This window comes from Lentzea fradiae (genome assembly GCF_900100955.1).
GTDB classification, from domain to species: domain Bacteria; phylum Actinomycetota; class Actinomycetes; order Mycobacteriales; family Pseudonocardiaceae; genus Lentzea; species Lentzea fradiae.
Genome location: NZ_FNCC01000004.1, coordinates 12,895 through 34,945 on the forward strand (window position 1 = coordinate 12,895; position 22,051 = coordinate 34,945).

Sequence of the window (22,051 nt, forward strand, 5' to 3'; positions counted from 1 at the left end):
GAACTGCGTCGCGGCTCCGCTGAGTTTGATCAGACGGCCGTCAGGCGGCGGCCGGTGTTCGGTCAGTCGTCGTACTCGTCCGCAAGGCGGCGTTGAATCGCGGCGACTGAGTTGGCGAGCTCGGCCGCGACTCGGCGGGCTCGTTGACGGGCTCCCCGACGTCGCCACGCCGCTGCGAGCCCGCAGGCAATCGCGTACAGAGCGACGCAAAACCACACGATGCACACGACGACGACTTGGATTGCTTCAGCGAGGGCACTCGGCGCTGCGCTGATCTGTTCGCGCGCGAACACGCCACCCGAGCCAGCAGCAAGACCGCCAAGCAACAGAAGAGCGCCACCAGCTCCGACGTCCATCGGTTCACTCGGCACGTCCGACGGCAGCACTCCAGCGGGCCATCTCGCCTTCGCTCACCGGTGCGAATGTTCCGGTCGCCGTGTTGGTGGCCTCCTGGTGCAGTTCCTCGCACCTGGCCGCGAACTCGGTAGCCGCCTTGGCCAGACCCCAGGCGAACTGGGCGGCGAGCTTCGGGCCATCCGGCCCGTCCGGGGTCTGCACGGCAAGTTGAGAATCGCCAATTGCGGCGATGAGCGACGGCGAACCGGGCATGTGCTCGACCAGCGCTGAAAATGCCCCCTCCTCGGGGCGAGCCAGTACGTAGAACCCCATCTCGTGCCTCCTGTCGAGTCGTCCTGAGACGACAATCGGCGCACTGAGGCGACGAACCAACGACACAGGTGACTGAGATATCCAGTTCGCTCATATCCGCACGTCAGCGGGTGCTCGTGTGGTTACACTCGGGTTCAGTCGCAGGTCAGGGGTGGTGATGAGCGGACGGAACGCGCCTCGGCAGTGCCAGGGATGCGGAGCGCGGTTGGCGAGTGACAACCGCGAGAATCTGTGTGCGCCCTGCGTCCGTCGGGATGTCCACGCCTTCCGCGCGCCTGCCAAGCCTGCCGAGTTCTGGGATCGTCCGCGATTGCGCAAAGCTCTGCGGTCCAGGCACTTCGGCCACGTGATCGAGGCGTATCGGAAAGAGCACGACCCTGTTCTGACCCAGGCGAAGATCGGACGCTGGTTCGGGCTCACGCAGGGGCAGATCAGCCGCCTGGAACGGTCCGTTGAACCTCTTCAAGACCTGAGCAAGCTTGAGCAGTGGGCGCAGGCACTCCGTATTCCGGAAGCGCTGCTGTGGTTTCGGTTCACCGAACACGACGTGCAGCCTGCTTCGGAGATGTCCACTGGAAACGGCTTCGGCTGGTTCAGCGCGCCGTCACCGGAGATCGTTGAGCGGATCGTTTGCACAGCTGACGTCGAGACTCTGCGAGCGATGACCCGGACGTTCCGGCAGCTCGACAACCGCTTCGGCGGTGGACACGCCCGTGCCACGGTCAGTCACTACCTCGTCGGCGAAGCCGTGCCGCTGTTGCGGGCGGGCCGGTTCAGAGAGGGTGTACGGCGGGAGCTGTTCGGAGCGGTCGCGGAACTCAACCAGCTCGCCGGTTGGATGGCGTACGACGTCGGCGACGCCAGCGCCGGACGTAAGCATCTGCGGCAGGCTCTCCAGCTATGCCAAGACGTCGGTGACGATGCCCTCGCCGCTGAGATGCTGGCTGGCATGAGCCATCACGCGGCCTTCGTCCGGTCACCTCTTGTGGCCGTCGACCTGGCCCGAGCCGCTCGTGACAACGCCGGCCGGACGGGGATCTCCGCGCTCATGGCTGAGTCCGCGGTGATGGAGGCTCACGGCCTCGCGCTTCGCCGTGATGCCAAGGGATGCCTTGCGGCGCTTAGGGATGCGGAGGCTTCGTTCTCGTCGGCAGGCTCCGACGTTCCGGAATGGCTGCGGTACTTCGACGCCGCGTACATGGCAGCGAAGTTCGCGCACTGCTTCCGGGACCTTGGACGGTCCGACGAAGCTGAGCGGTTCGCACGGCGCTCGTTGGAGATGACCGAGGGGTACGACCGAGGACGGCTGTTCAACACGGCCTTGCTCGCTTCGATCCTGGCTGACCAACGGCGCGTTGAGGAAGCCTGCGCAGCGGGCACCAGCGCTCTGCGCATGGCGGGGAACATGCACTCCGTCCGCACTCTGGCGTACCTGAAGGACGTGGCTCGGCGGCTCCAGCCATTCCACGCTGAGCCTGCGGTTCAGGCGCTCTACGCGGAGATGGCTGCCGTTGGGATCGAGCTATCCGAACGCCAGGACGTGCAGTAGTCCGACCTGGGCGGCTGCCCCGATGATCTCACCGTTGGCGATCATGTCTTTGATCGAGGACAGCGGAATCCAGGCCACGCGCTCGGCTTCGTTGATGTCAGCCTGTTGGCCGGTGTCTTCTGCGCCTTCGGCGACGTAGATCAGGTTCTCGAAGTCCGCAGTGCCGGTGAGAGGCTGGAACTTGGTCAGCAGACGGACGCTGCGTGGCTTCCAGCCTGTCTCCTCGATCGCTTCGCGCTCGGCGCAGGCGGCTGGGTCCTCGTCGGGGTCCAGGTAGCCGCCAGGAAGTTCCCAGGTCCAGCGGTCCATGATCCACCGGTGCCGGTAGATCATCAGCACGTTCTCGCGGGCGTCGTCCAAGACCAGAGTCATGACGGCCTTGGGCATCCGGAGGACCCACTGCTCGAACTGCACGCCGTCCGGCAGTTCCACGTGCGCGATGCTGACGTTGAGCTTGCGGGTGTCGTCCACAAGCCGTTCTTCGTGGATCGTCCAACGCGTCGACTCGACTGAACCTTCTCCCGCTGCCACGCCATCGAACGCTACCCCACTCAATGCAAGAGGGTGCGCACTCGGTCTTCCGCACTGGAAGCTAGGAGCGCTAAAATCGCCTGATCAACTCCATAGTCGGCTCATCTCGTGTGGTCTGGGTCCAGCGCTTGGTTCGACTCCGATTTTGGCGGCTGCGTCACCAGTCTTCCGTCTCTGACGGCGTTTCTTGGACTCTCGCTGTTCTTTCACTTTTTCGGATTCAGGAACCTGAAGAAGCAAGTGAAGAGTATCAAGAAAGGTGTGAAGCGTATGCGCAAGAAGATCAAGCGCGGCATCAAGGCGATGCGCAGTATCAAGTGGTTGATCTGGACCAGGCGAGATGAGCTTCCAGCTATGCCTCGCGCCAGACAAGTTCGATGCGTTCGGGGTGAAATCCTCTCCGGCCGTTTGATGGGTGCACTATGACGGCCGCCAGTGCCTCTTCGATGTATGCACGCTTTTGCGCCAGGGGATAGCCGTCCCAGTCGTCGCGAATCGTCGCCAAGCTCGTGCCCGCCGTGGCGGTCTTGGCCAGCCAGCGTTCGCGGTCGGCGAGTAGTTCCCGTTCCTGCTGCTCAAGCTCGGGCAGCATCGCGAAGTAGCGGTTGGCTGAGATCCGCCGCTCCTTACGAGCCGCGCTCAGCTCCCGTAGGTCCTCGCGAACCTCGGCAAGCTCGCCTTCCTGCGGCCAAGGCTCCGGCGTCGTCTGGGCCTCGCGCCGCTGAGCTTCCATCTCGTACTTACGGATCACGGCGGCCGTCACCCACGCGTCGGTCTCCTGGCCAGGGATGCTGACGCCTCCGCCGCAACCGCCTTTGTTCTTGGCCTCGCAGGTGTAATAGAACCGGTTGGGGTCCTTCACGCGGGACGCGTGAGCCTTCAAGGCGCGAAGTTTGCAGCCACAGTCGTCCTTGCCGCATCGAAGGGTGCCGGTGAGCAGATAGGTGCGGGTGTTCTTGCCACGTCCTGCGATCGCGTGGTTGCCGATGACGGCCGTGACCGCATCCCACTCGTCGACGCTGAGGATCGCCTCGAACTGGCCGATGACAGGCTCTCCGGCGTCGTCACGAACGATCTCGACGCGGAACGACTCCGTGCCGGTCTGTGGGTTGATCTCGCGAACATTGCGTGACCGGTATCCGCAGATCCGAGGGTTCCGGAAGACCGTCTTGACCGTCTGGTTCGTCCACTTGTTGCCCAACGGGGTCAGAATGCCCCGGTCGTTCCAGTCGTTGACGATCGCGGACAGGGGAGCGCCTTGAAGGATTCGCTGCGCGGTCTCCCTGATCACTTCGGCCTCTGCCGGGTTCAGGGTCCGCTTGTCCGCGTGCCAGCCGAACGGGCGTCGACCTCCGGTGGGAATGCCGGCCAGTTCCAACGCCCGGTGCTTGCGACGCACGCGACGTGCGGTGTCGGCGGACTGCTTGTTGTTGGTGGCGACGACGATCCGTGCCACTGTCCGGCCGTTGTCCGTGAGGAGATCGAGGGTGCCGGTGATGTCCATGATCGGACGGCCGAAGTGCTCGACGACTTCGATGGCGTCTTCGAGGTGCCGGTTGTCGCGGGTGAGTCGGTCGATGTCGTAGACGATCAGTCCGTCAAGGCGGTCGCCGTTCGGGGTCGTGCCGCGCTTCAGGTCCTCCAGAGCGCCTTCGAAGATCGGACGCACGACTCGATAGGCGTAGGAGCCGTCCGGAAGCTGCACGCGCTTGCGTTTCCAGGCGGAGGTGTCCGGCTCCATGTAGGTGTGGATGTACGTTCCGCGGCGGGACTCCACGTACGCGCGGCAGTCCTTCTCCTGCTCCTCGCGACCCTTGATGTCCTTGCCGGTCAAGGGAAGGCGGCGGACGTTGGCGGAAGGATCGTCCCGCCCCAGCTCGAACGACAGGCGGACGAGACCCGCCAGGTTCAGCCCTTCGAAGTCGCCCCAATGGGCGCGTCGCACTCGGTCAGATGGACCCATATGCTAGTCATACACTAGGCAGTGTGCTGATCCAGCAACATTCCCAGGAGCAGGGCAAACCGGTCTTCTGTCAGGAGCGCGTCGGCTTCGGGGTTCTGCGCGAGGCACACCGTGCGGGTCATGGCGAGAGCATCGCATGGCGAGATGGTCGATGCCGCTTCCGTGGGACCGCCGCCGTTCGCCTCATGAGTGCGGTTTGACTTGCTTTGGTACCGGAGTAGCCTTGGGTACCGGAGGTGTGTCGTGACCGTTCAGTCTTCCCCTGTCAAGGTTGATCAAGAAACACACGCTTTGATCGCGCATGGCGCTACCGCGCTGCACATGTCCCAGAAAGACCTGTTGGCCGCGGCTGTTCGCGAGTACCTGAGCGCGAGGCGCGAAGAGATCAGTGCCGCACTGCAGCGCACAATGGCGGCGCTCGATGGAACGCAGGCCGGTCAGGTGGCCGCGTTGACCGGCATGTCGAAGGAACGCCTCGACGAACTGGGCGGGGTCCGAGAGTCCTGATGGCCGTTCGTCCCACCATTCGCTGCCTTCGAGAAGACCTGGGCCTTGACCTGCCGTCGCTCGACGTGCCGCTCGACGAGATCGATCATCCGTTGGTCAGGAAGGCGAACGAGCAGTTCGCCCAGCCAACGGGTCCGCGGGAACGAATCCGTTCGATCGATGACGTGGTCGCGTTCAAGGTCAAGGTCCAGCGGTGGCGAGGGGCGGTTGTCGAGGGGGGGGGCGATCCCAGTTGGATGGTGATGGCCGGAGTCAGGGAAGCGGGGAGTCGAGACGACTTCTACGAAGCTCTTGCGACTGCCGCCGTCGCCGCTCGTGCGAGGTACAACGCGGAGAACAGTCCGCCTCTGAAATCGTCGACGTACTGCGGCCAATGGTTGGTGTGCGAGGACGACCAGGACCGGTATCGCGCCGAGGCGGCTGTTCGGCTGTTGCGGGCCATGCGGGAAACGGTGCGACGCCTGGTGTGTGCGTCGCTGCTCGACGGACACGAGCACTCCGACGAGATCGCCGGTGCGGAAATCGGGGTGCTCGTGCGAGGCGTCGAGGACACGGGCACCTATGTGGCTGTCTGGATCACTGGCTCGGTGCCTGACAACTTCGTGGCCATCGCCCTGGACCTGGTTCCTGGCTGTGACAGGGACGGCTGGTATCCGGAGTTCGCGATGCCGGACCGGGCGCTTCGTCCCGGTGAGCAGATCTACTCGAACATGATGGACCCACAGGCTGCCGCTCAGTTGCTTGGAGAGAACAGCTAGTCATACATCAAGCAGTGTGCTGATCCAGCAACATTCCCAAGAGCAGGGCGAACCGGTCTTCTGCCAGGAGCGCGTCGGCTTCGGGGTTCTGTGCGAGGCACACCGTGCGGGCCATGTGGGAATGGTGTCACGGACCAGCCGGGTGTCGTCCGGCGAGCCCTCCTGGGGCAGGGTTCCATCGCAGCTCGGAGGCATTCCACCGACCTGGGTCCGATACCGACAGGACCGGGCTGAGGAACAGCGTCATGAGTTCGGAGGCGTGCGCCAGCGTCCGATACGCCGTCAATGCGTCGAGCGTGACGGCTTCACGTTCGTAGCCGACGCTCCAGGACGCCGGTTCCGGAACGACGAACACATCGGGCAGTTCGAGATCAGTGCCTGCATCACGTCGTCTCTGGCACTCGTGCCTGATCGCGACCTGTAGTTCTCGGCCAGGAACGGACTCGCGCAGAGCGATGAGCACGAGGTCCACGAGATCGCGATACCTCGTGGAGCACCTTCCGTTGTGCTTCTCATACAGTGCGCACACCTTGTCCGCCACGTGGGCGATCAGCGGGTAGAGCCTGACCAGTGGCCAGTCGTCAGGCCAGTCGACGGGGACCGATGGCTGAAGCCTTCGCAGTTCAGGCGTCCCGTGCAGGAGCGAGTGAACAACCAGGTCCATGCTGACGGTGCCCTCCGTCCGCGGTCCTACCAGGATGTTGAACGAGACGCGTACGGTGGGACGGTTCTCCGTCATCTCGGTGCGTCCTCGGTAGTCGTACCTGACGAAGTCGCCCAGGTCGACGGCTGCGGCAGCGCGGATCGCCGCCACCGCTTCCTTCAGATCGGTCGCGTGCGAGCGGCACAGATCGATGTCCCGGCTGTGGCGGACATCGCGGTAGCGCACCAGCATCGCCTGGCCGCCCTTGAGGAGCCAGCCGTCGGGATCGTGGCGGAAGACCCTGGTCAGGAGTCGCTCGAAGTAGAACCTGCTGAGCAGATCACCGGGACGTGCGCCTGCGTTCGCGGCCTCGCGTTTGGCGCGATCCCGGAGCGCGCGGCTCAGTGCCTGAGGCGACGCGTAGCTCATCGTTCGGTCTCCGGCGTCGGGTTGTTCTCGTCCGGTTCGCCGATCGCCGCGTTCACGGCCGCTCGTACCTTCCGGAGTTGTGCCGTGTCCAAGCCGGCCAGTTGGGTAGCGATCGCTTGGACTGTCGCTGTTGCCTCAAGGCCGGGTTCACCGGTCATCGCCACCGCTGAACGGCCGTCGAACGCGGAGTCCGCTCCCGCTTGGTGCAGCAGGTGCTGGAGCAGGCGGAGCCCGTCGTTCCTGTCGATGCCGTATGCGGGAGCGCAGTCGGCCAGGACTGCCAGAAGACGTCGTACGTCCACCAGTCGGCGAAGCAGTGCGTCGTTGAGGACTCCGCCCAGGTGACCCCCGTCCACTCGAGCGACGAGAAGGTCTTTGATGGTGCGTTCGACCGTGGTCACCGGCAGACCGTCGTGGGTCGTTGTGATCTCGTGACGTGCCAGATCGCCGCGATGCAGCCGAATCCCGGGGACCCGGGTGGTTCGTCTCCGTGGCACGGTCATCTCGACCTGGGGTGCGGGTATGTCGCCGAGCTCGTGCAGAACGCAAGCGGTGCGATGGGAGAGGACCCCGTTGTCCTGGTCGGCGGCGTCTCGCTCCCAGGCGCGGCGTGATGGGGCAAGGCGAAGCCAGGCCGACTTCTCTTCGAGGTGGTTCGGCGTTCCCGCCGCGACCACGAGATGGACGCCGCGTGCCACGTGGTCGACGATGCCTGCCGAAACGAGTCTGGTCAGAGTTGTGCGGTTCACCCCTGCCGCGTCCGCCTGCTGGGTGGTGAACAGGCCCCACTGGTCGGCGGCGATCTCGCCCACGACTTGAAGAGCCTCGACCCGTTTCATGTCACGAACGCTACACCTGAATCAGCGTTTGTTACATCATAGGTGTAGCAAACGCTGCATAGGATCATCCTGTGGTGTGGCCCAAGCCCGCCGTGTCGTTCTGCTCGACCAATGCAGGACGATGCTGTACCCGCTCGCGCTTTCAAGCAGAGATGTCTGGTTCCACGTGGGTGCGGCTGAGCTGGAACACGGCGCGTGAGAACGGTGGAGGTTGACCGGTGGAAGGGCTGACCCGGCCAGAGCACGCGTCAACCCGTGAACCGGCTCAGCATCGCGCGAAGCTCGCTTCTCCGCGGATGTGAAGGACCGAAATCGGCGAGGAGCGCGTGAACCCGTGCTGCGGCGCCCTGCGCGTCTCCCGCTGATGCCTGCAATCTACGACTTCATGCTCGACGCCCTTGCCGCGGACGCCGTGCGCGGGAACCGCCAGGCGACCGAAGAGCTGCTGACGAGGCCGCGACGAAGGAGGAGGACCCGAGCAGAGTGCGCTACGGGCGGAGTCGCTGCGGAACCTGCACGAGCTGTTGGGAAACCTCGGTGAGACTCAGCGCGAGATCCTGGTGTGCAGACTGGTGGTCGGCCTGTCCGCCGTCGAGACGGCGGAACTGCTGTCGATGACGCCGGGAGCGGTTCGCGTCGCCCAGCATCGTGCCCTGCAGAAGCTTCGCGACCTGCTGAAGGTCTCGGGACGGCCGGTGTAGCGGTAGTGCCTGGGAACGATGCGTTTCAGTCTGCTCCGGCTTGGGCGGGGAAGGTCGCCGAGCGGGTACGCGGCTGTCGTGACACGACGCGCGTCAAGGTGACTGGGGTGGCTGGTCAGGCGCCTGCCACCCGGACCTCCGACACGACCTGCCGCACCAGCACCCGCAGCGCCTCCCGGTCCACCGTCGCCGGGTCCTCCGCCAGCCAGTCGCCGATCTCCCGCACGAACTGCTCGGGCGTCATCGGCGGCACGTCGAAGTCGAGGTCGTCGTCGCAGGTGATCTCGCCGGCTCGGGACGGGTAGACGATCAGGGCGCCGCGGACTTCGAGCCACGGGAGGATCTCGGCGAAGCGTTCGACGCCGTCGAGGAGTTGGGTGCCGCCGCCGCGGAACGGGTGGCCGTTGCGCCAGAGTTCGCCGTCCTCGTCGCAGTAGTAGTGGCCTGGCAGCCAGGACTTGGACTCGATGAGGACCAGGCGGCGGCCGCAGAGGACGGCGTGGTCGATGTCGGTGAAGACGGAGCCCGGCCAGGCGAGGCCGTGGAAGACGCGCACTCCGGGTAACTGCGTGAGGTACTCGGTGAGGAGACCGGCGGTCAGCCGTTCGCGTCTGTTTTCACCCGGACGGCCGAAGATGGTGTTCCCGTCGTACTCGCCCGCGAACGCCCGTTCGGCTCGGGCCAGGGTGGTGTAGCGGCGGACGAGTCGGAACGCTCCGTAACCGGCGGCCGCCACCAGTGGTAGCCAGACGGCCAGCAGGAGGGGGGACAGGGGCATCGTGAGGGGCAGCAGGAGGACGAACCAGCCGCCGATCGCGGCTGCCGCGGGGGCGTGGCCCAGGCCAGTGACGGGGACGTAGCGGACGCGGGCGCCCAGGTCGATGCGGTTCCACCACTCCATCGAGCCGAGGTCGACGCGGGGGCGTGGCGCTCGGTAGTTGGGGTCGTCGCCGAAGTCGCGCAGGCGACCCGTCTGGCCCGTTCGGCGAGGTCGGGGGCGGGTCGCGGGGCGGACGACGGTCGGTGCCGGGCGGTCGTAGTCGGCTCGGCGGACCGGGTCCTTCAGCGTCTCGTACGCCTCCTGGAGCAGGCGGAAGCCGCCGGACGTCCCACCCGCGTCGGGGTGCATGACCTTGACGAGGGAGCGGTAGGCCGACTTGATCTCCGCGGCGCTGGCGCCCCGGCTGACGCCGAGCAACTCGTAGTAGTCGATCCCTGGCACGACACCGTCCAGTCCGAGGTTGATGCACGAACCTTATTGGGTCCAACACTTTCGCCGGGCATACGGCCCGCGTTTCGCCGACTAGTGTGGAGCACGCGGTCACGAAGGGGCCTGTAGCGCAGTGGTCGACGCGCCCTCCTGCGTGGAGGGAGAACGCCGGTTCGAATCCGGCCGGTCCCGCTCTGCTTCCCGGGTTCCTCCTTCCCTCGTGCGGACGGGGCGTGCGCGGTTCGACCTGGTCCACTGTGGACGGAAGTTCGAGTTGCCGACCCGGCTGGTCTGCCGCACTGTCGGCGCATGGCGACCTGTGACGTTTGCGGAAACGAGTACTGGATGGCCTTCGAGGTGCGCACGGTCAGCGGTGACGTGCACACCTTCGACAGCTTCGAGTGCGCGATCCAGCGGCTCGCGCCGCGTTGCGAGCATTGCGACTGCCGGGTGATCGGGCACGGGGTGGAGGTGGAGGGGCAGTTCTACTGCTGCGCCCACTGCGCGCGGATGGGCTCGTCCGGCCTGGGCGCCCAGATCCGCGACACGGTCGGCGCGCATCCGAGCTGACGTGAGGTGGAGTTCCTCTCCCGCTTCGGATCGCGGAGCGGGCCCGTCGAGCTACGGTCGAAGCCATGAACTTCCAGAGTCCGCTCGTCCACCGCGTCAACAGGCTGGTCGTCGGACTGCGCGACGCCCCGCTCGTCGGACAGTTGGTGCGCCGGGGGATCACCGTCGTGTCCTACACCGGGCGCAAGTCGGGCCGGACGTTCTCGACGCCCGTCGGCTACCGCCGCAAGGGGGACGTCGTCGTCATCAAGGTGGTGGCGCCGGAGTCCAAGAACTGGTGGCGCAACTTCCGTGGTGACGGCGCCCCTCTGACGCTGGAGCTCGACGGCGCCGAACGCACCGGTCACGCGACCTCGCACCGTGATGAGAAAGGCCGCGTCACGGTGCGGGTGAAGTTGTAGTTCACGGCTGCGGGACGATCACGACCTTGCCGACGACGGTGCGAGACTCGGCCAGTTCGAGGGCGGTGGCCGCCTCCGGCAGTGCGATGCGCGCGGCGATCTGCGGCTTCAGCGCGCCGCTGCCGACCAGGCGGAACACCTGCGTGAGGTCGTCGCGCAGCCGGGCACGGAACGTCGTGGCGCGGAAGCGCTTGCCCGTCCAGACGTTGTAGAACTTGGCGCTGCGGCCGTTGGGCAGGACGTTCAGCAGCATCAGGCGGCTGAACAGCTTCAGCACGGGCAGCATCCCGTTGCCGGGTTCGTCCTTCGTCGCCGCCGAGCCGTAGCTGACCAGCGTGCCGCCGCGGCGCAGGAGCTTCCACGACTCGCGGTAGCCGGGCCCGCCGACGTGGTCGAACACCGCGTCGACGCCGCCGGGCGCGAGCTCGCGGATCTTGGCGTGCATGTGCGGGTCGCGGTAGTCGACCGGGGTCGCGCCGAGTGCCCGCACGGCGTCGTGGTTGCGGGCCGAGGCCGTGCCGATCACCTCGATCCCGGCGTGCCGGGCCAGCTGCACCAGGAGCGAGCCGACGCCGCTGTTCGCGCCCAGCACCACGATCGTGCCGCCGCGCTTCACGGCTGCCATGCGGTGCAGCATCTGCCACGCCGTGACGCCGTTGAGCAGGACCGTCTCGGCGGCGGCCGGCTCGATGCCGTCGGGCACGGGCACCAGGTCCGCGGCGTCGACGATCAGGTGGCTCGCCCACGCGCCGGTCTTGGTGACGGCGGCGAACCGGTGCGACCTCAGCGCGGGGTCCGTGCCGGGGCCGACGGCGACGACCGTGCCGACCAGGTCGTAGCCGGGCACGAACGGGAACGGCGGTTGGTCGTAGTACTTGCCGCGGCGCATCTGCTGCTCGGCGAACGAGACCCCGGTGGCCTCCATGCGCAGGACGACCTGGCCTTCGCCCGGTGCGGGCAGGTCGCGGGTCCGCACCTGCAGGCCGGCGGGTTCGACCAGGCCCGGCAGGACGATCTCGGTGGTGGCGTTCATCGCCGTTCTCCTCGCGGTGAAATGTGTGCTTACGTCCTTAAGTTAACGCGCGTAAGTTTAGGGATGCAAGAGCTAACAGCCATAAGCTTTCAGATGTATGGTTACGGCCGTGACGAACTCGGAGCCGCGCAGGCGCAACCGCAGGGGTGAAGGCGGCAAGCTGCGGGAGGAGATCATCGCCGCGGCGGTGGCCCTGCTGGACGAAGGTGGTGACGCCAGTTCGGTGACGTTGCGCGCCGTGGCTCGCAAGGCGGGGATCGCGGCGCCGTCGATCTACGCGCACTTCGCGGACCAGCCGTCGATCATGCTGGCCGTCGTGCGGCGGGAGCTGGACGCCCTCGCGGTCGTTCTGCGCGAGGCCGACGAGGCTGCCGGATCGGACGCGCGCGAACGGCTTTTCGCGGTGTGCAACGCCTATCTGGACTTCGCGCGGGCTCATCCGCAGCGCTACCGGATCATGTTCGGCGGCGTGTGGACCGCGACCGCCGAGGACACCTCCATCACCGACGCCGACCTGCTCTCGCTGGGGGACAGCGCGTTCACGCTGCTGGCCGACGTGCTCGGCGCGTGTGTGGAGCAGGGGACCGCGTATCCGAGCGACGACCTCTACGGCGACGCTGTGGCGTTGTGGCTGGGTCTGCATGGTCTCGCTCACCAACGTGCCGTGGTGCGCACAATGCCCGGACCTGCTGATGTCGGAGATCGGTTGATCAGGGCACTCGCACATCTGAAGTGACCCCGGCTCACGCGGCGACGCGGCGGCCTTCCAGCGCGGAGGCGACGAGGTATGCGCCACCGCCGAGCAGGGCGAGCGCGCCGAAGAAGGTCGTCTGCGGGAGGAGCAGCGTCGCCGCGCCGACGAGTGCGAGCCAGGTGCCCAGGTTGTAGTGCAGTGAGATGCCGCGGACGGCGCCCTCGGCGATGTAGATCATGCCGACGACGATGGCCGACCCCGCCGGCCACAGCACGGTCTGCAGGTCCGGTGCGTCGAACGCGTTGCTCAGACCGGTGATCGCGAGCCCGAGCGCGACGAAGCCGGTGACCCAGGCCGTGCCGACGAGCTTCTCGGCACGGCGGCGCGCCGGTGAGGCGGTCTTCTGGGCGCGCAGCGACGCCGTCATGGCGAAGCCGGTGCCGACGAGGATGCCGGTGGCGAGCAACGTGATCGGCAGCCACGAGGGCAGCGCGGCGATGCCCGCCTTGGACAGCCACGCGGCACCGTGGCCGAAGACGTAGCCGAAGCCGAAGCCCAGGTAGGCGACGCGGTTGTCGACCTCGGTGGGGACGACGGCGGTGGTGCGCACGGTCGCGGTGTTCATCGCGGTGGCGTTCATGGTGGGACCCTTCCGGAGCTGCGGTCGTCGCGTTTCTAACGCTGTTAGATTTTCTAACGGTGTTAGACTATGGACGCGCGGCAGCACCCGTCAAGGAAGCGCTGAGAGAACGCTGAGGGTGCTGGTGGCAGGGGTGGCTAGGGGGCCTCGAAGAGCGCTGACACCGACTCGCCCACGTTGATGCGCCGCATGGCCTCCGCCATCGCGGGCGCGATCGACAGGACCTTCAGCTTCGGCACGGACTTCTCGGCCGGGATCGGCACGGTGTTCGTCGCGACGATCTCCAGCACGTCGTCGAACGCCTGCAGCCGGTCCAGCGCACCGGACGAGAACAGCCCGTGCGTGCAGGCCACCCTGATCGACGCGACACCGCGTTCGCGCAGCTTGTCCAGCAGCTCGACCACCGTTGAGCCCTTGGCGATCTCGTCGTCGAGCACGATCACGTCCCGCCCGGCCACGTCACCGATGACGGTCGAGATCTTGACCTTGTCGTCGGCGAACCGCTGCTTGGCGCCCGCCGCGACCGGCACACCGAGGATGCGCGCGAAGTGCGCGGCCTCCTTGGCGTTGCCGAGGTCCGGCGACACCACGACGGCGTTCGACAGGTCGTACCGCGAGAAGTGCGCGGCCAGCTCGCGCAACGCGTGCAGGTGGTCGACGGGCACCGAGAAGAACCCGTGCACCTGCGGCGAGTGCAACGTCATCGCCAGCACGCGGGACGCGCCGGCGGCCACCATCAGGTCCGCGACCAGCCGTCCGCCGATCGAGATCCGCGGCGCGTCCTTCTTGTCCGACCGGGCGTAGGCGTAGTGCGGCAGCACGACCGTCGTGCGCGCCGCCGAGGCGCCGCGGGCGGCGTCGAGCATCAGCAGCAGTTCGACCAGGTGCTCCTGCACCGGTGGCACGAGCGGCTGGATCAGGAAGACGTCCCGTTCCCGGCAGTTCGCCTCCAGCTGCACCTCGAGGCAGTCGTTGGCGAACCGGGTCACCCGGCTGGGGGAGAGTTCGACGCCGAGGTGCCCGCAGATCTCGGCGGCGAGGTCGCGATGGGCAGAACCACTGAAGACAGCGATGTCACGCACAACGACGAACTTAGTCGACCACCAGCACGAGCTTGCCGTCCTGGAAGAGCGGAGTCAGGTTGCCACGCGTGTCGACCGAGTGCGTGCCACGCGGCAGAACGGCCTCGATGGCCGTGAACGCGAGGATGTCCGAAACGCCGTGACGGCCGCGCAACGACCGTTGGCCCTGGAAACGCAGAGCGCGCCCCTCGCGCCGGTACTGATGGGCCTCGGCGGCAGTGGAGGCGCCTACTCGAAGCGCCTCCGGTCCTGCCAAGCGTCCTGAGGACGCACCTCGTACTGAGACTCCGAACCCTTGCTCGACCAACGAGGTCACCACCGCGTCGGACGGTGCCACGGGCACGAGGAACGACATGGCGTAGTGGCCGTCGACCTCGTGCACCGCGACCGTTCGGGCCGTGGTCAGCACGGTGTCGTGCAGCTCCAACGCGATTTTCTCCGCTTCCCAGCGGTTTTCGTGGCCGGCGTCGATGCCGACGTAGGTGCTGGTCACCTGGCCTCCACTTGCACGGCTCCTGGTAGGTCCGCCTGCGGTTCGAACCCCGCATGGTGCCAGCGCGGCTCGCAGAATCGCTCGACCTCCGCATGTGGTGTATGCAACGTTCGGGCCGAAACAGGACAGGTCGCGTCGGCGACGATGTCCACTTCGGGCACGTTCGACCCTCCACACGGGCAGTCCGGGTTCGTGGAGACTAGACCGATCGGGTGAGAGGTAGATAGCCGCTGAATGGCTGGAAGTGGAACGGTTCAGATCGGCAGCAGGTCGATCCAGTCCAGGAACGGCAGCGCGCCGGTGCCCTGCAGCGCCGCGAGCCCCAGCCAGATCGACAGCCCCGTCACGATCGGCCCGACGATCGCCATCTCGACGACGCCGCCTGTCTTCATCCGCATGATCTTCGGCGGGGCCACCGGGAACCAGGTCTTGCCCATGATCGGGATCGGCCACAGGATCGGGCAGCCCTGTTCCGTGATCGCGTCACCGACGTAGTGCGCGACGCACCCGACACCGACCGCGATCCCGCACGCGGCGGCGGAGGCGCTGGTCTGCGACGTCCACGCGATCATCGCCCAGGTGATGCCCGCCGACACCGCGGTGATCAGCAACGCGTCCTGCTTGGGGCACCAGTCGTTCATGATGCCGCGCACCGCGAGACCGGCGAACACGAACATCAGCACGGGCAGCGCCCACTTCTGGCTGTTCTGCACGACCGCGGTGGTGAACACGGCCGCGAACGCCGCGAAGACGAGCGTGTGGGTGAGCCCGCGGTGCCCGCCGTCGCGCTTGGAGTCCCGTTTCAGCCGTGTCGACTTGTAGACGAAGCTGCTCAGCGCGTTGATGCCCGCCGACAGGCCACCGCTGATCGACCCGAACGTGCGCGAGATGGTCGAGCCGGGGTGGTCCAGGTCGGGCAGCAGTGCCGCCCCGGTCGCGAGCACGGCGCCGACGGCCCAGCTCTGCGGCGTGAGTTGCCCGATCGGGTGATTCGACGCGAGGGCGGTGACGGCGCTCCAGGCGAGCAGCCCGCTCATCGCATGTGTTGGCCCAGTCGACACTGACGTCCTCTCCGGTGATCACCCGATAGGTGGGAAGAGTAGTCGTTTCGTATCAAGCGTCACGGCGGCAACTCCATATCCGCGGACAACGGATTCGCGATGGATGGAGTGGCGGCATGACTCAGGTCTGGCTCATCACCGGCAGTTCCCGCGGCCTCGGGCGGGCGATCGCGGAGGCGGTGCTCGACGCGGGGCACCGGCTCGTCGCGACCGCCCGCAACCCCCGCGATCTCGACGACCTCGTCTCCCGGTACGGCGACCGGGTCAGATCCGTCGCGCTCGACGTGCGCGACTCGGAGCACGCGAAGGCGGCCGTGGCGACCGCGGTGCGCGAGTTCGGGAGGCTCGACGTCGTCGTGAACAACGCGGGCGCGGGCCGCGTCACGTCAATCGAGGAGTGCTCGGAGGCCGACTTCCGCGACCAGCTGGAGATCAACCTCATGGGCCCCGTGACCGTCACGAAGGCCGCGCTGCCGGTCCTGCACAAGCAGCGGTCAGGGCACTTCATCCAGATCGGGTCGAGCGCGGGGCACATGGCGTTCGGCGGCGGGCTCGCGCCGTACGTGATGGCGAAGTTCGCGCTGCGCGGCTTCACCGAGTCGCTGGCCGCGGAGTGCGCGCCGTTCGGCGTGAAGGCCACGATCGTCGAGCTCGGCGGCTTCCAGACGGACTGGACGGGACCCTCCCTGGTGGTGACGGAGCCGGGGCCGGACTACGTTGCCTCTGTCGGGGCACTGCTCGGCGTGATGCGCGGATCGCACGGCAACATGCCCGGTGACCCGGCCCTGGCCGCCCGCGTCCTGCTGGACGTGGCGGCGATGGACGAACCGCCGCTGTCGTTGCTGCTCGGCAGCGACGCGGTGGACATGGTGCGCCTGGCCGACCAGGCGCGGAACGCGGAAATCGACAAGTGGGAGCACGTGAGCCGGTCGACCGACCGCGAGCCTGAATCGGTGTAACCAGGGTCGCAGGCACGGGAGGACGGTTTACCAGTACGCTTGTCTTGCTTGCATCGTCGCGAGAGGAGCGCCCGGAGTTATGGGCAAGATCAAGGTTCAGGGCACCGTCGTCGAGCTCGACGGCGACGAGATGACCCGGATCATCTGGCAGTTCATCAAGGACAAGCTGATCCACCCGTACCTGGACGTCACTCTGGAGTACTACGACCTGGGCATCGAGCACCGGGACGCCACGGACGACCAGGTCACGATCGACGCCGCCAACGCCATCAAGAAGCACGGCGTCGGCGTCAAGTGCGCCACGATCACGCCGGACGAGGCGCGCGTCGAGGAGTTCGGCCTCAAGAAGATGTGGGTCTCGCCGAACGGCACGATCCGCAACATCCTCGGCGGTGTCGTCTTCCGCGAGCCGATCATCATCTCGAACGTGCCGCGCCTGGTCCCGGGCTGGACGAAGCCGATCATCATCGGCCGTCACGCCCACGGCGACCAGTACAAGGCCACCAACTTCAAGGTGCCCGGCGCCGGCAAGCTCACGATCACGTTCCAGCCGGAGGACGGCTCGGACCCGATCGAGCACGTCGTCACCGACTTCCCGGCGGAGGGCGGTGTGGCGATGGGCATGTACAACTACAACAAGTCCATCGAGGACTTCGCCCGTGCCTCGTTCTCCTACGGCCTGCAGCGGGGCTACCCCGTCTACATGTCGACGAAGAACACGATCCTCAAGGCGTACGACGGCCAGTTCAAGGACATCTTCCAGCGGGTGTTCGACGAGGAGTTCAAGGCGGACTTCGACGCCGCCGGCCTCACCTACGAGCACCGCCTGATCGACGACATGGTCGCCGCCGCGATGAAGTGGGAGGGCGGCTACGTCTGGGCGTGCAAGAACTACGACGGTGACGTCCAGTCCGACACGGTCGCGCAGGGCTTCGGCTCGCTGGGCCTCATGACGTCGGTCCTGATGACGCCGGACGGCAAGACGGTCGAGGCGGAGGCCGCGCACGGCACCGTCACGCGCCACTACCGCCAGCACCAGGCCGGCAAGCCCACCTCCACGAACCCGATCGCGTCGATCTTCGCGTGGACCCGCGGCCTGATGCACCGCGGCAAGCTGGACAACACCCCCGAGGTGATCCGCTTCGCCGAGGCGCTCGAGTCCGTCGTCATCGAGACGGTCGAGGCCGGTCAGATGACCAAGGACCTGGCCCTGCTGATCAGCAAGGACCAGGAGTGGCTGACCACCGAGGACTTCCTCGCCGCGCTCGACGAGAACCTCAAGAAGAAGATGGCGTCGTTCTGACGTCCGTCTGACTCGCTCGAAAGGCCATCCCGGTCACACCGGGGTGGCCTTTTCGCGTACCCGGTCACCCGGTCGGTTCCTCTTGCGGGTGGTTGCCGCGCCGAGCCCCGTCACGGCGCGGGGGAGCCGCTATATCTGCTGGCAAGCGGTTCGCGGGTTCGGGGAGGCGTCATGTTCGGTGTTCCGGTCAGGGGATTGATCGTGCTCGGGGTGCTGGGCGTGGCCGGCGTGCTGTACGCCGCCAACGGCGGCAACCCGATGAGCGGCGACAAGGCGGAGGAGATCTGCAAGGTCACCGTGACAGCGGACATCCTCAACGTCCGCTCCGGCCCCGGCGACATGCAGCCGATCGTCTCGACGATGCCGCGCGACGCCGTCACCGCGGCCCAGCCCCGCGTCGAGAACGGCTACCGCATGCTGAGCGACCGCCGGTGGGTCAGCCAGCAGTTCGTGGCGCTGACCAGCGACTCGACCTGCACGTAGACTCGGGGCATGTTGCGGAACATGTTCCGGTGGGGCAGGAACAAGGGCATCACCCAGTGCACCTGCGAGCCGGAGTGGCAGGGTCTCTACACGGAGATCGACGGTCAGCGGCAGCTCGCCCTGCCCCGTGACGAGATGGCCACCATCGTCGGCTACCTGGACCTGACCGCGCACTGCGCGGGCTGCGGCGCCGAGTACCCGAAGCCCTGGGGTCTGGCCTCCAAGTAGGCTCCCCGTTCGTGCTCACGGTCTCCACGGTCAACGTCAACGGCCTCCGCGCCGCCGCGAAGAAGGGCTACCTGTCGTGGCTCGCCTCGTCCTCCGCGGACGTGGTGTGCCTGCAGGAAGTCCGAGCCGAACCCGCTGAGCTGGCCCCGGAACTGCACTCGCCGCCCGGCTGGCACGGCGTGTACGCGCCTTCGTCCTTGAAGGGCCGCGCGGGCGTCGGCATCCTCTCGCGCGTCGAGCCGACGTCGGTCCGCGTGGGCTTCGGCGTCGCCGAGTTCGAGGCCAGCGGCCGGTACGTGGAGATCGAGCTGCCCGGAGTGGTGGTGGCGTCGCTGTACCTGCCGTCCGGGGACGTCGGCACCCCGCGGCAGGACGAGAAGGACCGGTTCATGGCCTCGTTCCTGCCGTACCTGGTGTCGTTGCGGGAGAAGGCGGCGGTGTCCGGCCGCGAGGTGCTGGTCTGCGGGGACTGGAACATCGCGCATCAGCAGGCTGACTTGAAGAACTGGAAGACCAACCAGAAGGAAGCCGGGTTCCTGCCTTACGAGCGGGAGTGGATGAGCTCGGTGTTCTCTTCGGGCTACAACGATGTTGTGCGGTCGCTGCATCCTGACGTGGCCGGGCCCTACTCGTGGTGGTCGTATCGCGGGAAGGCGTTCGACAACGACTCCGGGTGGAGGATCGACTACCAGGTCGCCACCGACGGGCTGGCCGGGCGGGCTCGGTCTGCCGTGGTGGAGCGGGCGGCCACTTATGCGGAGCGGTGGTCGGATCACGCTCCCGTGACGGTCGTGTACGCGGACTGACCTGCTCCGGATCGGGCACAATCGTGCCTGCGGAGGTGATGAGGGTGCACGAGGCCGTGGCTTCGAAGCTGGCCGAGATCGAGGAGCTCTGCCGGACGCTGAGCGTCCGGCGGCTCGACGTGTTCGGCTCCGCGACCGGTGACTCCTTCGACGTCGTGACGAGCGACGTGGACATCCTCGTCGATTTCGCGGCAGGGGACGGGTTCGACCACTTCGGCACCTACTTCGCCCTGAAGGAAGGACTGGAGCGGATTCTGGGGCGGCCGGTCGACCTCGTGGTCGACGACAGCATCCGCAACCCGTACTTCCGGCAGCAGGTCATGGAGAGCAAGGAAGTTCTGTATGCGGCGTGATCCCCGAACCTACCTGTGGGACGCGGTGCGCGCGGCGGAGTTGCTCGCCGAGTTCAGCGATGGGAAGACCTTCGAGGACTACCAGGGCGACGCGATGCTGCGTTCGGCGGTCGAGCGGCAGTTCGAAATCGTTGGTGAGGCGCTGAACAACCTCTCGAAGGTGTCCCCGGAACTCGCAGCAGCTGTTCCGGATCTGCGCCGCATCGTGGCCTTCCGCAACATCCTCGTCCACGGCTACGCCAGCGTGGACGACGCACTGGTCTGGCAGGTCCTCACCGAGAAGCGCCCGCAGTTGGAGGAGCAGCTGCGCCAACTGCTCGCCGCGCTCGGCTGACCTGACCGGTCCAGTCCGAGAGGTCTTGATCGATTCCGTTCCCTCGACCCCCAAGACCCGCGCCTCTAAACATGATCTCGATTCACCACCCAGGAATCGAGGGCGCACACATGACGGGCTTCAGCAGGCGGTCGTTCCTCCTGGCGATGGGCGCGGGCGCGGCAGGCGTTCCGCTCCTCGACCGCCAAGCGGTCGCGTCGACAGCGGGCACGACCCTGGAGACCACGGCCACGCCCATCGGGACAGCGGGCTACCGCAGGTTGACGGCGGGGCCGGGCTGGCCCACGGTCGTCCGCGACGACCTGATCGCCGCCATGCCGAACCGGGAGGCCCGCCGCCGGGCCCTCGCCAGCTTCGTGCAGTTCAGCGACATGCACATCTGCGACGCGCAGAGCCCGCTCCGGTTCGAGTACCTGCACCCGATCCTCGGTTCCAGCGCGCACCGGCCGCAGGAGACCCTCACCGCTCAGGGTTCCACGGCGCTGGTCAAGCGCGTCAACGCCGTGCGGAACGGTCCGATCACCGGCAGGCCGTTCGACTGCCTCGTGACGACCGGCGACAACACCGACAACCACGAGATGATCGAGCTCGACTGGTTCTTCTCGGTCCTCAACGGCGGCCGGATCACCCCGAACACGGGCGACAGCCGGTACGAGGGCGTGCAGAACGCGGGCATCAGTTCCTACTGGCAGCCGGAGCTCAGCGGCGCCGACGACTACAAGGCGAAAGGCTTCCCGCACCTCGAAGGGCTGTTCGACGCCGCCCTCCGGCCCTTCACGAGTCCCGGTCTGGACATCCCGTGGTTCTCGACGATGGGCAACCACGACGACAACGTGGGCGGGGCGTGGGCGGACGGGCTGCTCGACGGGTGGTACACCGGGAGCAAGAAGATCATGGGCTTCGGTGACCCCGTGCGCGACGCCAAGGTGGCGCGGGCGTTCACCGACCCGACGGCCGCTCCTGAGGCGCTTTCGATCATCGCCAGCCAAGGCGTCGTGAGGACCGTTACGCCTGACGACCGGCGCAGGCTGTTCACGACCGGTGAGTTCGTGCGCAAGCACCTGGAGACGGGCGGGCACGGGTACACGGACGCCAACGCGGACGGGGTGGACGTCTTCTACACGTTCCGGATAGCCCCTGGCGTCACGGGCATCAGCATGGACACGACGAACGTCACCGGGTTCTCCGAGGGGTCCATCGGGCTGCACCAGCTGAACTGGGTCGAGCGGACGCTCAAGCGCAACAGCTCCCTCTACTACGACTGGCTCGGCCTTCCGCAGCGGCAGAACGTCACGGACGAGCTGTTCGTGCTGTTCAGCCACCACACGTCCAAGACGATGATCAACATCGTGCCCGACAAGCGCCGCCCCCTCGACCCGCGGATGACCGGGGACGCGCTGGTGAACCTGCTGCACCGGTTCCCGAACGTGGTGGCGTGGGTCAACGGGCACACGCACCGCAACGTCATCACGCCGCATCGGCACAGCACGCCGTCGCGGGGTTTCTGGGAGATCAACACCGCCGCGCACGTCGACTACCCGCAGCACGCCCGTGTGATCGAGGTTGCTGACAACGGGGATGGCACGTTGTCGCTGTTCACGACGTTGCTCGAAGCCGATTCGCCGTACCAGGTCGACTACGACGACCGCGATGACGCGGCATTGGCGAGCCTGTGCCGCGAGTTCACCTACAACGACATCCACTCGCGGACCAACCCGTTGGGCACGCCGCTCGACCGGAACACGGAGCTGCTGGTCACGGTTCGCTGAGTGGGATGTCCCACAACTGGTCGAACCTGATCAGGAATAGCGG

At 66.9% G+C, this 22,051-nt stretch carries 25 protein-coding genes, 1 tRNA gene and 1 pseudogene; 16 read left to right on the plus strand and 11 right to left on the minus strand.

Annotation, left to right across the window (positions count from 1 at the left end; all coding sequences use genetic code 11):
- Nucleotides 1-360: 360 nt before the first annotated feature.
- Entirely contained in the window at nt 361-669 is a 309-nt protein-coding gene (locus tag BLT23_RS09770) for a hypothetical protein (RefSeq protein ID WP_090047933.1), read from the minus strand.
- Between the two features lie 310 nt (nt 670-979).
- On the opposite strand from BLT23_RS09770, the gene BLT23_RS09775 reads away from it, so the two are divergent.
- On the plus strand, nt 980-2,218 hold the full coding sequence (locus tag BLT23_RS09775; protein ID WP_245743864.1) for a helix-turn-helix domain-containing protein: 1,239 nt from the start codon (nt 980-982) through the stop codon (nt 2,216-2,218).
- Here BLT23_RS09775 and BLT23_RS09780 read toward each other — a convergent pair.
- Together BLT23_RS09780 and BLT23_RS09785 are read right to left on the minus strand one after the other, a co-directional pair.
- Entirely contained in the window at nt 2,192-2,749 is a 558-nt protein-coding gene (locus BLT23_RS09780; RefSeq protein ID WP_090047935.1) for an NUDIX hydrolase, read from the minus strand. The genes BLT23_RS09775 and BLT23_RS09780 overlap by 27 nt on opposite strands.
- Before the next feature lie 352 nt (nt 2,750-3,101).
- A complete protein-coding gene (locus tag BLT23_RS09785) occupies nt 3,102-4,694 on the minus strand; it encodes a recombinase family protein (RefSeq protein WP_245743865.1) in 1,593 nt (530 codons plus the stop codon).
- Between the two features lie 261 nt (nt 4,695-4,955).
- Here BLT23_RS09785 and BLT23_RS09790 point away from each other — a divergent pair, with 261 nt between their 5' ends.
- Together BLT23_RS09790 and BLT23_RS09795 are read left to right on the plus strand one after the other, a co-directional pair.
- Nucleotides 4,956-5,219 carry a hypothetical protein gene (locus BLT23_RS09790; protein ID WP_090047941.1) on the plus strand — a complete coding sequence of 88 codons (264 nt, stop codon included), beginning with the start codon at nt 4,956-4,958 and terminating at the stop codon, nt 5,217-5,219.
- Nucleotides 5,219-5,977, plus strand: a complete 759-nt coding sequence (locus BLT23_RS09795) for a hypothetical protein (RefSeq protein WP_218133708.1) — start codon at nt 5,219-5,221, stop codon at nt 5,975-5,977. Before BLT23_RS09790 ends, BLT23_RS09795 begins: the two co-directional genes overlap by 1 nt.
- Nucleotides 5,978-6,104: 127 nt before the next feature.
- Here the strand turns inward: BLT23_RS09795 and BLT23_RS09800 are convergent, their stop codons facing one another.
- On the minus strand, nt 6,105-7,049 hold the full coding sequence (locus BLT23_RS09800; RefSeq protein WP_090047947.1) for a nucleotidyl transferase AbiEii/AbiGii toxin family protein: 945 nt from the start codon (nt 7,047-7,049) through the stop codon (nt 6,105-6,107).
- Entirely contained in the window at nt 7,046-7,888 is an 843-nt protein-coding gene (locus tag BLT23_RS09805) for a type IV toxin-antitoxin system AbiEi family antitoxin domain-containing protein (RefSeq protein WP_090047950.1), read from the minus strand. The genes BLT23_RS09800 and BLT23_RS09805 overlap by 4 nt, the downstream gene beginning before the upstream one ends.
- 479 nt (nt 7,889-8,367) lie before the next feature.
- Between BLT23_RS09805 and BLT23_RS09810 the strand changes: the two are divergent.
- Nucleotides 8,368-8,589 (plus strand): annotated as a pseudogene (locus BLT23_RS09810) (sigma factor-like helix-turn-helix DNA-binding protein); the annotation flags it as partial.
- 115 nt (nt 8,590-8,704) lie between these two features.
- On the opposite strand, the gene BLT23_RS09815 reads toward BLT23_RS09810, so the two are convergent.
- On the minus strand, nt 8,705-9,811 hold the full coding sequence (locus BLT23_RS09815; RefSeq protein WP_090047955.1) for a J domain-containing protein: 1,107 nt from the start codon (nt 9,809-9,811) through the stop codon (nt 8,705-8,707).
- 106 nt (nt 9,812-9,917) lie between these two features.
- Between BLT23_RS09815 and BLT23_RS09820 the strand changes: the two genes are divergently transcribed.
- The 3 genes from BLT23_RS09820 to BLT23_RS09830 all read left to right on the plus strand — a co-directional run bounded on the left by BLT23_RS09820 (nt 9,918) and on the right by BLT23_RS09830 (nt 10,770).
- Nucleotides 9,918-9,991, plus strand: a tRNA-Arg gene (locus BLT23_RS09820).
- A 117-nt stretch (nt 9,992-10,108) separates the two neighbouring features.
- The gene (locus tag BLT23_RS09825; RefSeq protein WP_090047959.1) at nt 10,109-10,369 is read left to right on the plus strand and encodes a Prokaryotic metallothionein; all 261 of its coding nucleotides are present in this window, start codon (nt 10,109-10,111) and stop codon (nt 10,367-10,369) included.
- Between the two features lie 65 nt (nt 10,370-10,434).
- Nucleotides 10,435-10,770, plus strand: a complete 336-nt coding sequence (locus BLT23_RS09830) for a nitroreductase/quinone reductase family protein (RefSeq protein WP_090047962.1) — start codon at nt 10,435-10,437, stop codon at nt 10,768-10,770.
- A gap of 1 nt (nt 10,771) precedes the next feature.
- On the opposite strand, the gene BLT23_RS09835 is transcribed toward BLT23_RS09830, so the two are convergent.
- Nucleotides 10,772-11,803, minus strand: a complete 1,032-nt coding sequence (locus BLT23_RS09835; RefSeq protein ID WP_090047965.1) for a medium chain dehydrogenase/reductase family protein — start codon at nt 11,801-11,803, stop codon at nt 10,772-10,774.
- A gap of 109 nt (nt 11,804-11,912) precedes the next feature.
- Here BLT23_RS09835 and BLT23_RS09840 point away from each other — a divergent pair, with 109 nt between their 5' ends.
- Complete coding sequence (locus tag BLT23_RS09840; RefSeq protein ID WP_218133709.1) at nt 11,913-12,539, plus strand: TetR/AcrR family transcriptional regulator; 627 nt, start codon at nt 11,913-11,915, stop codon at nt 12,537-12,539.
- A 7-nt stretch (nt 12,540-12,546) separates the two neighbouring features.
- Here BLT23_RS09840 and BLT23_RS09845 read toward each other — a convergent pair whose 3' ends face one another.
- The 4 genes from BLT23_RS09845 to BLT23_RS09860 form a co-directional block, all read right to left on the minus strand.
- Nucleotides 12,547-13,137, minus strand: coding sequence for a hypothetical protein (locus BLT23_RS09845; RefSeq protein WP_090047971.1), 591 nt, complete (start codon nt 13,135-13,137; stop codon nt 12,547-12,549).
- Between the two features lie 137 nt (nt 13,138-13,274).
- Complete coding sequence (locus tag BLT23_RS09850) at nt 13,275-14,219, minus strand: ribose-phosphate diphosphokinase (RefSeq protein WP_090047973.1); 945 nt, start codon at nt 14,217-14,219, stop codon at nt 13,275-13,277.
- 10 nt (nt 14,220-14,229) lie between these two features.
- A complete protein-coding gene (locus BLT23_RS09855) occupies nt 14,230-14,712 on the minus strand; it encodes a hypothetical protein (protein ID WP_245743866.1) in 483 nt (160 codons plus the stop codon).
- Nucleotides 14,713-14,966: 254 nt separating this feature from the next.
- Complete coding sequence (locus BLT23_RS09860) at nt 14,967-15,773, minus strand: metal-dependent hydrolase (protein WP_090047976.1); 807 nt, start codon at nt 15,771-15,773, stop codon at nt 14,967-14,969.
- Between the two features lie 116 nt (nt 15,774-15,889).
- Between BLT23_RS09860 and BLT23_RS09865 the strand changes: the two genes are divergently transcribed.
- From BLT23_RS09865 to BLT23_RS09900, 8 genes are all read left to right on the plus strand, one after another.
- Nucleotides 15,890-16,732: an SDR family NAD(P)-dependent oxidoreductase gene (locus BLT23_RS09865; protein ID WP_090047979.1), complete on the plus strand. Its 843-nt coding sequence runs from the start codon at nt 15,890-15,892 to the stop codon at nt 16,730-16,732.
- A gap of 79 nt (nt 16,733-16,811) precedes the next feature.
- Entirely contained in the window at nt 16,812-18,035 is a 1,224-nt protein-coding gene (locus BLT23_RS09870) for an NADP-dependent isocitrate dehydrogenase (protein ID WP_090047982.1), read from the plus strand.
- A 171-nt stretch (nt 18,036-18,206) separates the two neighbouring features.
- Nucleotides 18,207-18,518: an SH3 domain-containing protein gene (locus BLT23_RS09875; protein ID WP_090047986.1), complete on the plus strand. Its 312-nt coding sequence runs from the start codon at nt 18,207-18,209 to the stop codon at nt 18,516-18,518.
- 9 nt (nt 18,519-18,527) lie between these two features.
- Nucleotides 18,528-18,746 carry a hypothetical protein gene (locus BLT23_RS09880; RefSeq protein WP_090047989.1) on the plus strand — a complete coding sequence of 73 codons (219 nt, stop codon included), beginning with the start codon at nt 18,528-18,530 and terminating at the stop codon, nt 18,744-18,746.
- Between the two features lie 11 nt (nt 18,747-18,757).
- Nucleotides 18,758-19,552 carry an exodeoxyribonuclease III gene (locus BLT23_RS09885; RefSeq protein ID WP_090047992.1) on the plus strand — a complete coding sequence of 265 codons (795 nt, stop codon included), beginning with the start codon at nt 18,758-18,760 and terminating at the stop codon, nt 19,550-19,552.
- Nucleotides 19,553-19,590: 38 nt separating this feature from the next.
- Nucleotides 19,591-19,905 (plus strand): nucleotidyltransferase family protein, encoded by a 315-nt coding sequence (locus BLT23_RS09890; RefSeq protein WP_245743868.1) that lies wholly within the window; start codon nt 19,591-19,593, stop codon nt 19,903-19,905.
- Entirely contained in the window at nt 19,895-20,239 is a 345-nt protein-coding gene (locus tag BLT23_RS09895; protein WP_090047995.1) for a HepT-like ribonuclease domain-containing protein, read from the plus strand. The genes BLT23_RS09890 and BLT23_RS09895 overlap by 11 nt, the downstream gene beginning before the upstream one ends.
- Before the next feature lie 110 nt (nt 20,240-20,349).
- The gene (locus BLT23_RS09900) at nt 20,350-22,008 is read left to right on the plus strand and encodes a TIGR03767 family metallophosphoesterase (RefSeq protein WP_090047999.1); all 1,659 of its coding nucleotides are present in this window, start codon (nt 20,350-20,352) and stop codon (nt 22,006-22,008) included.
- The last annotated feature ends 43 nt before the right edge of the window (nt 22,009-22,051 follow it).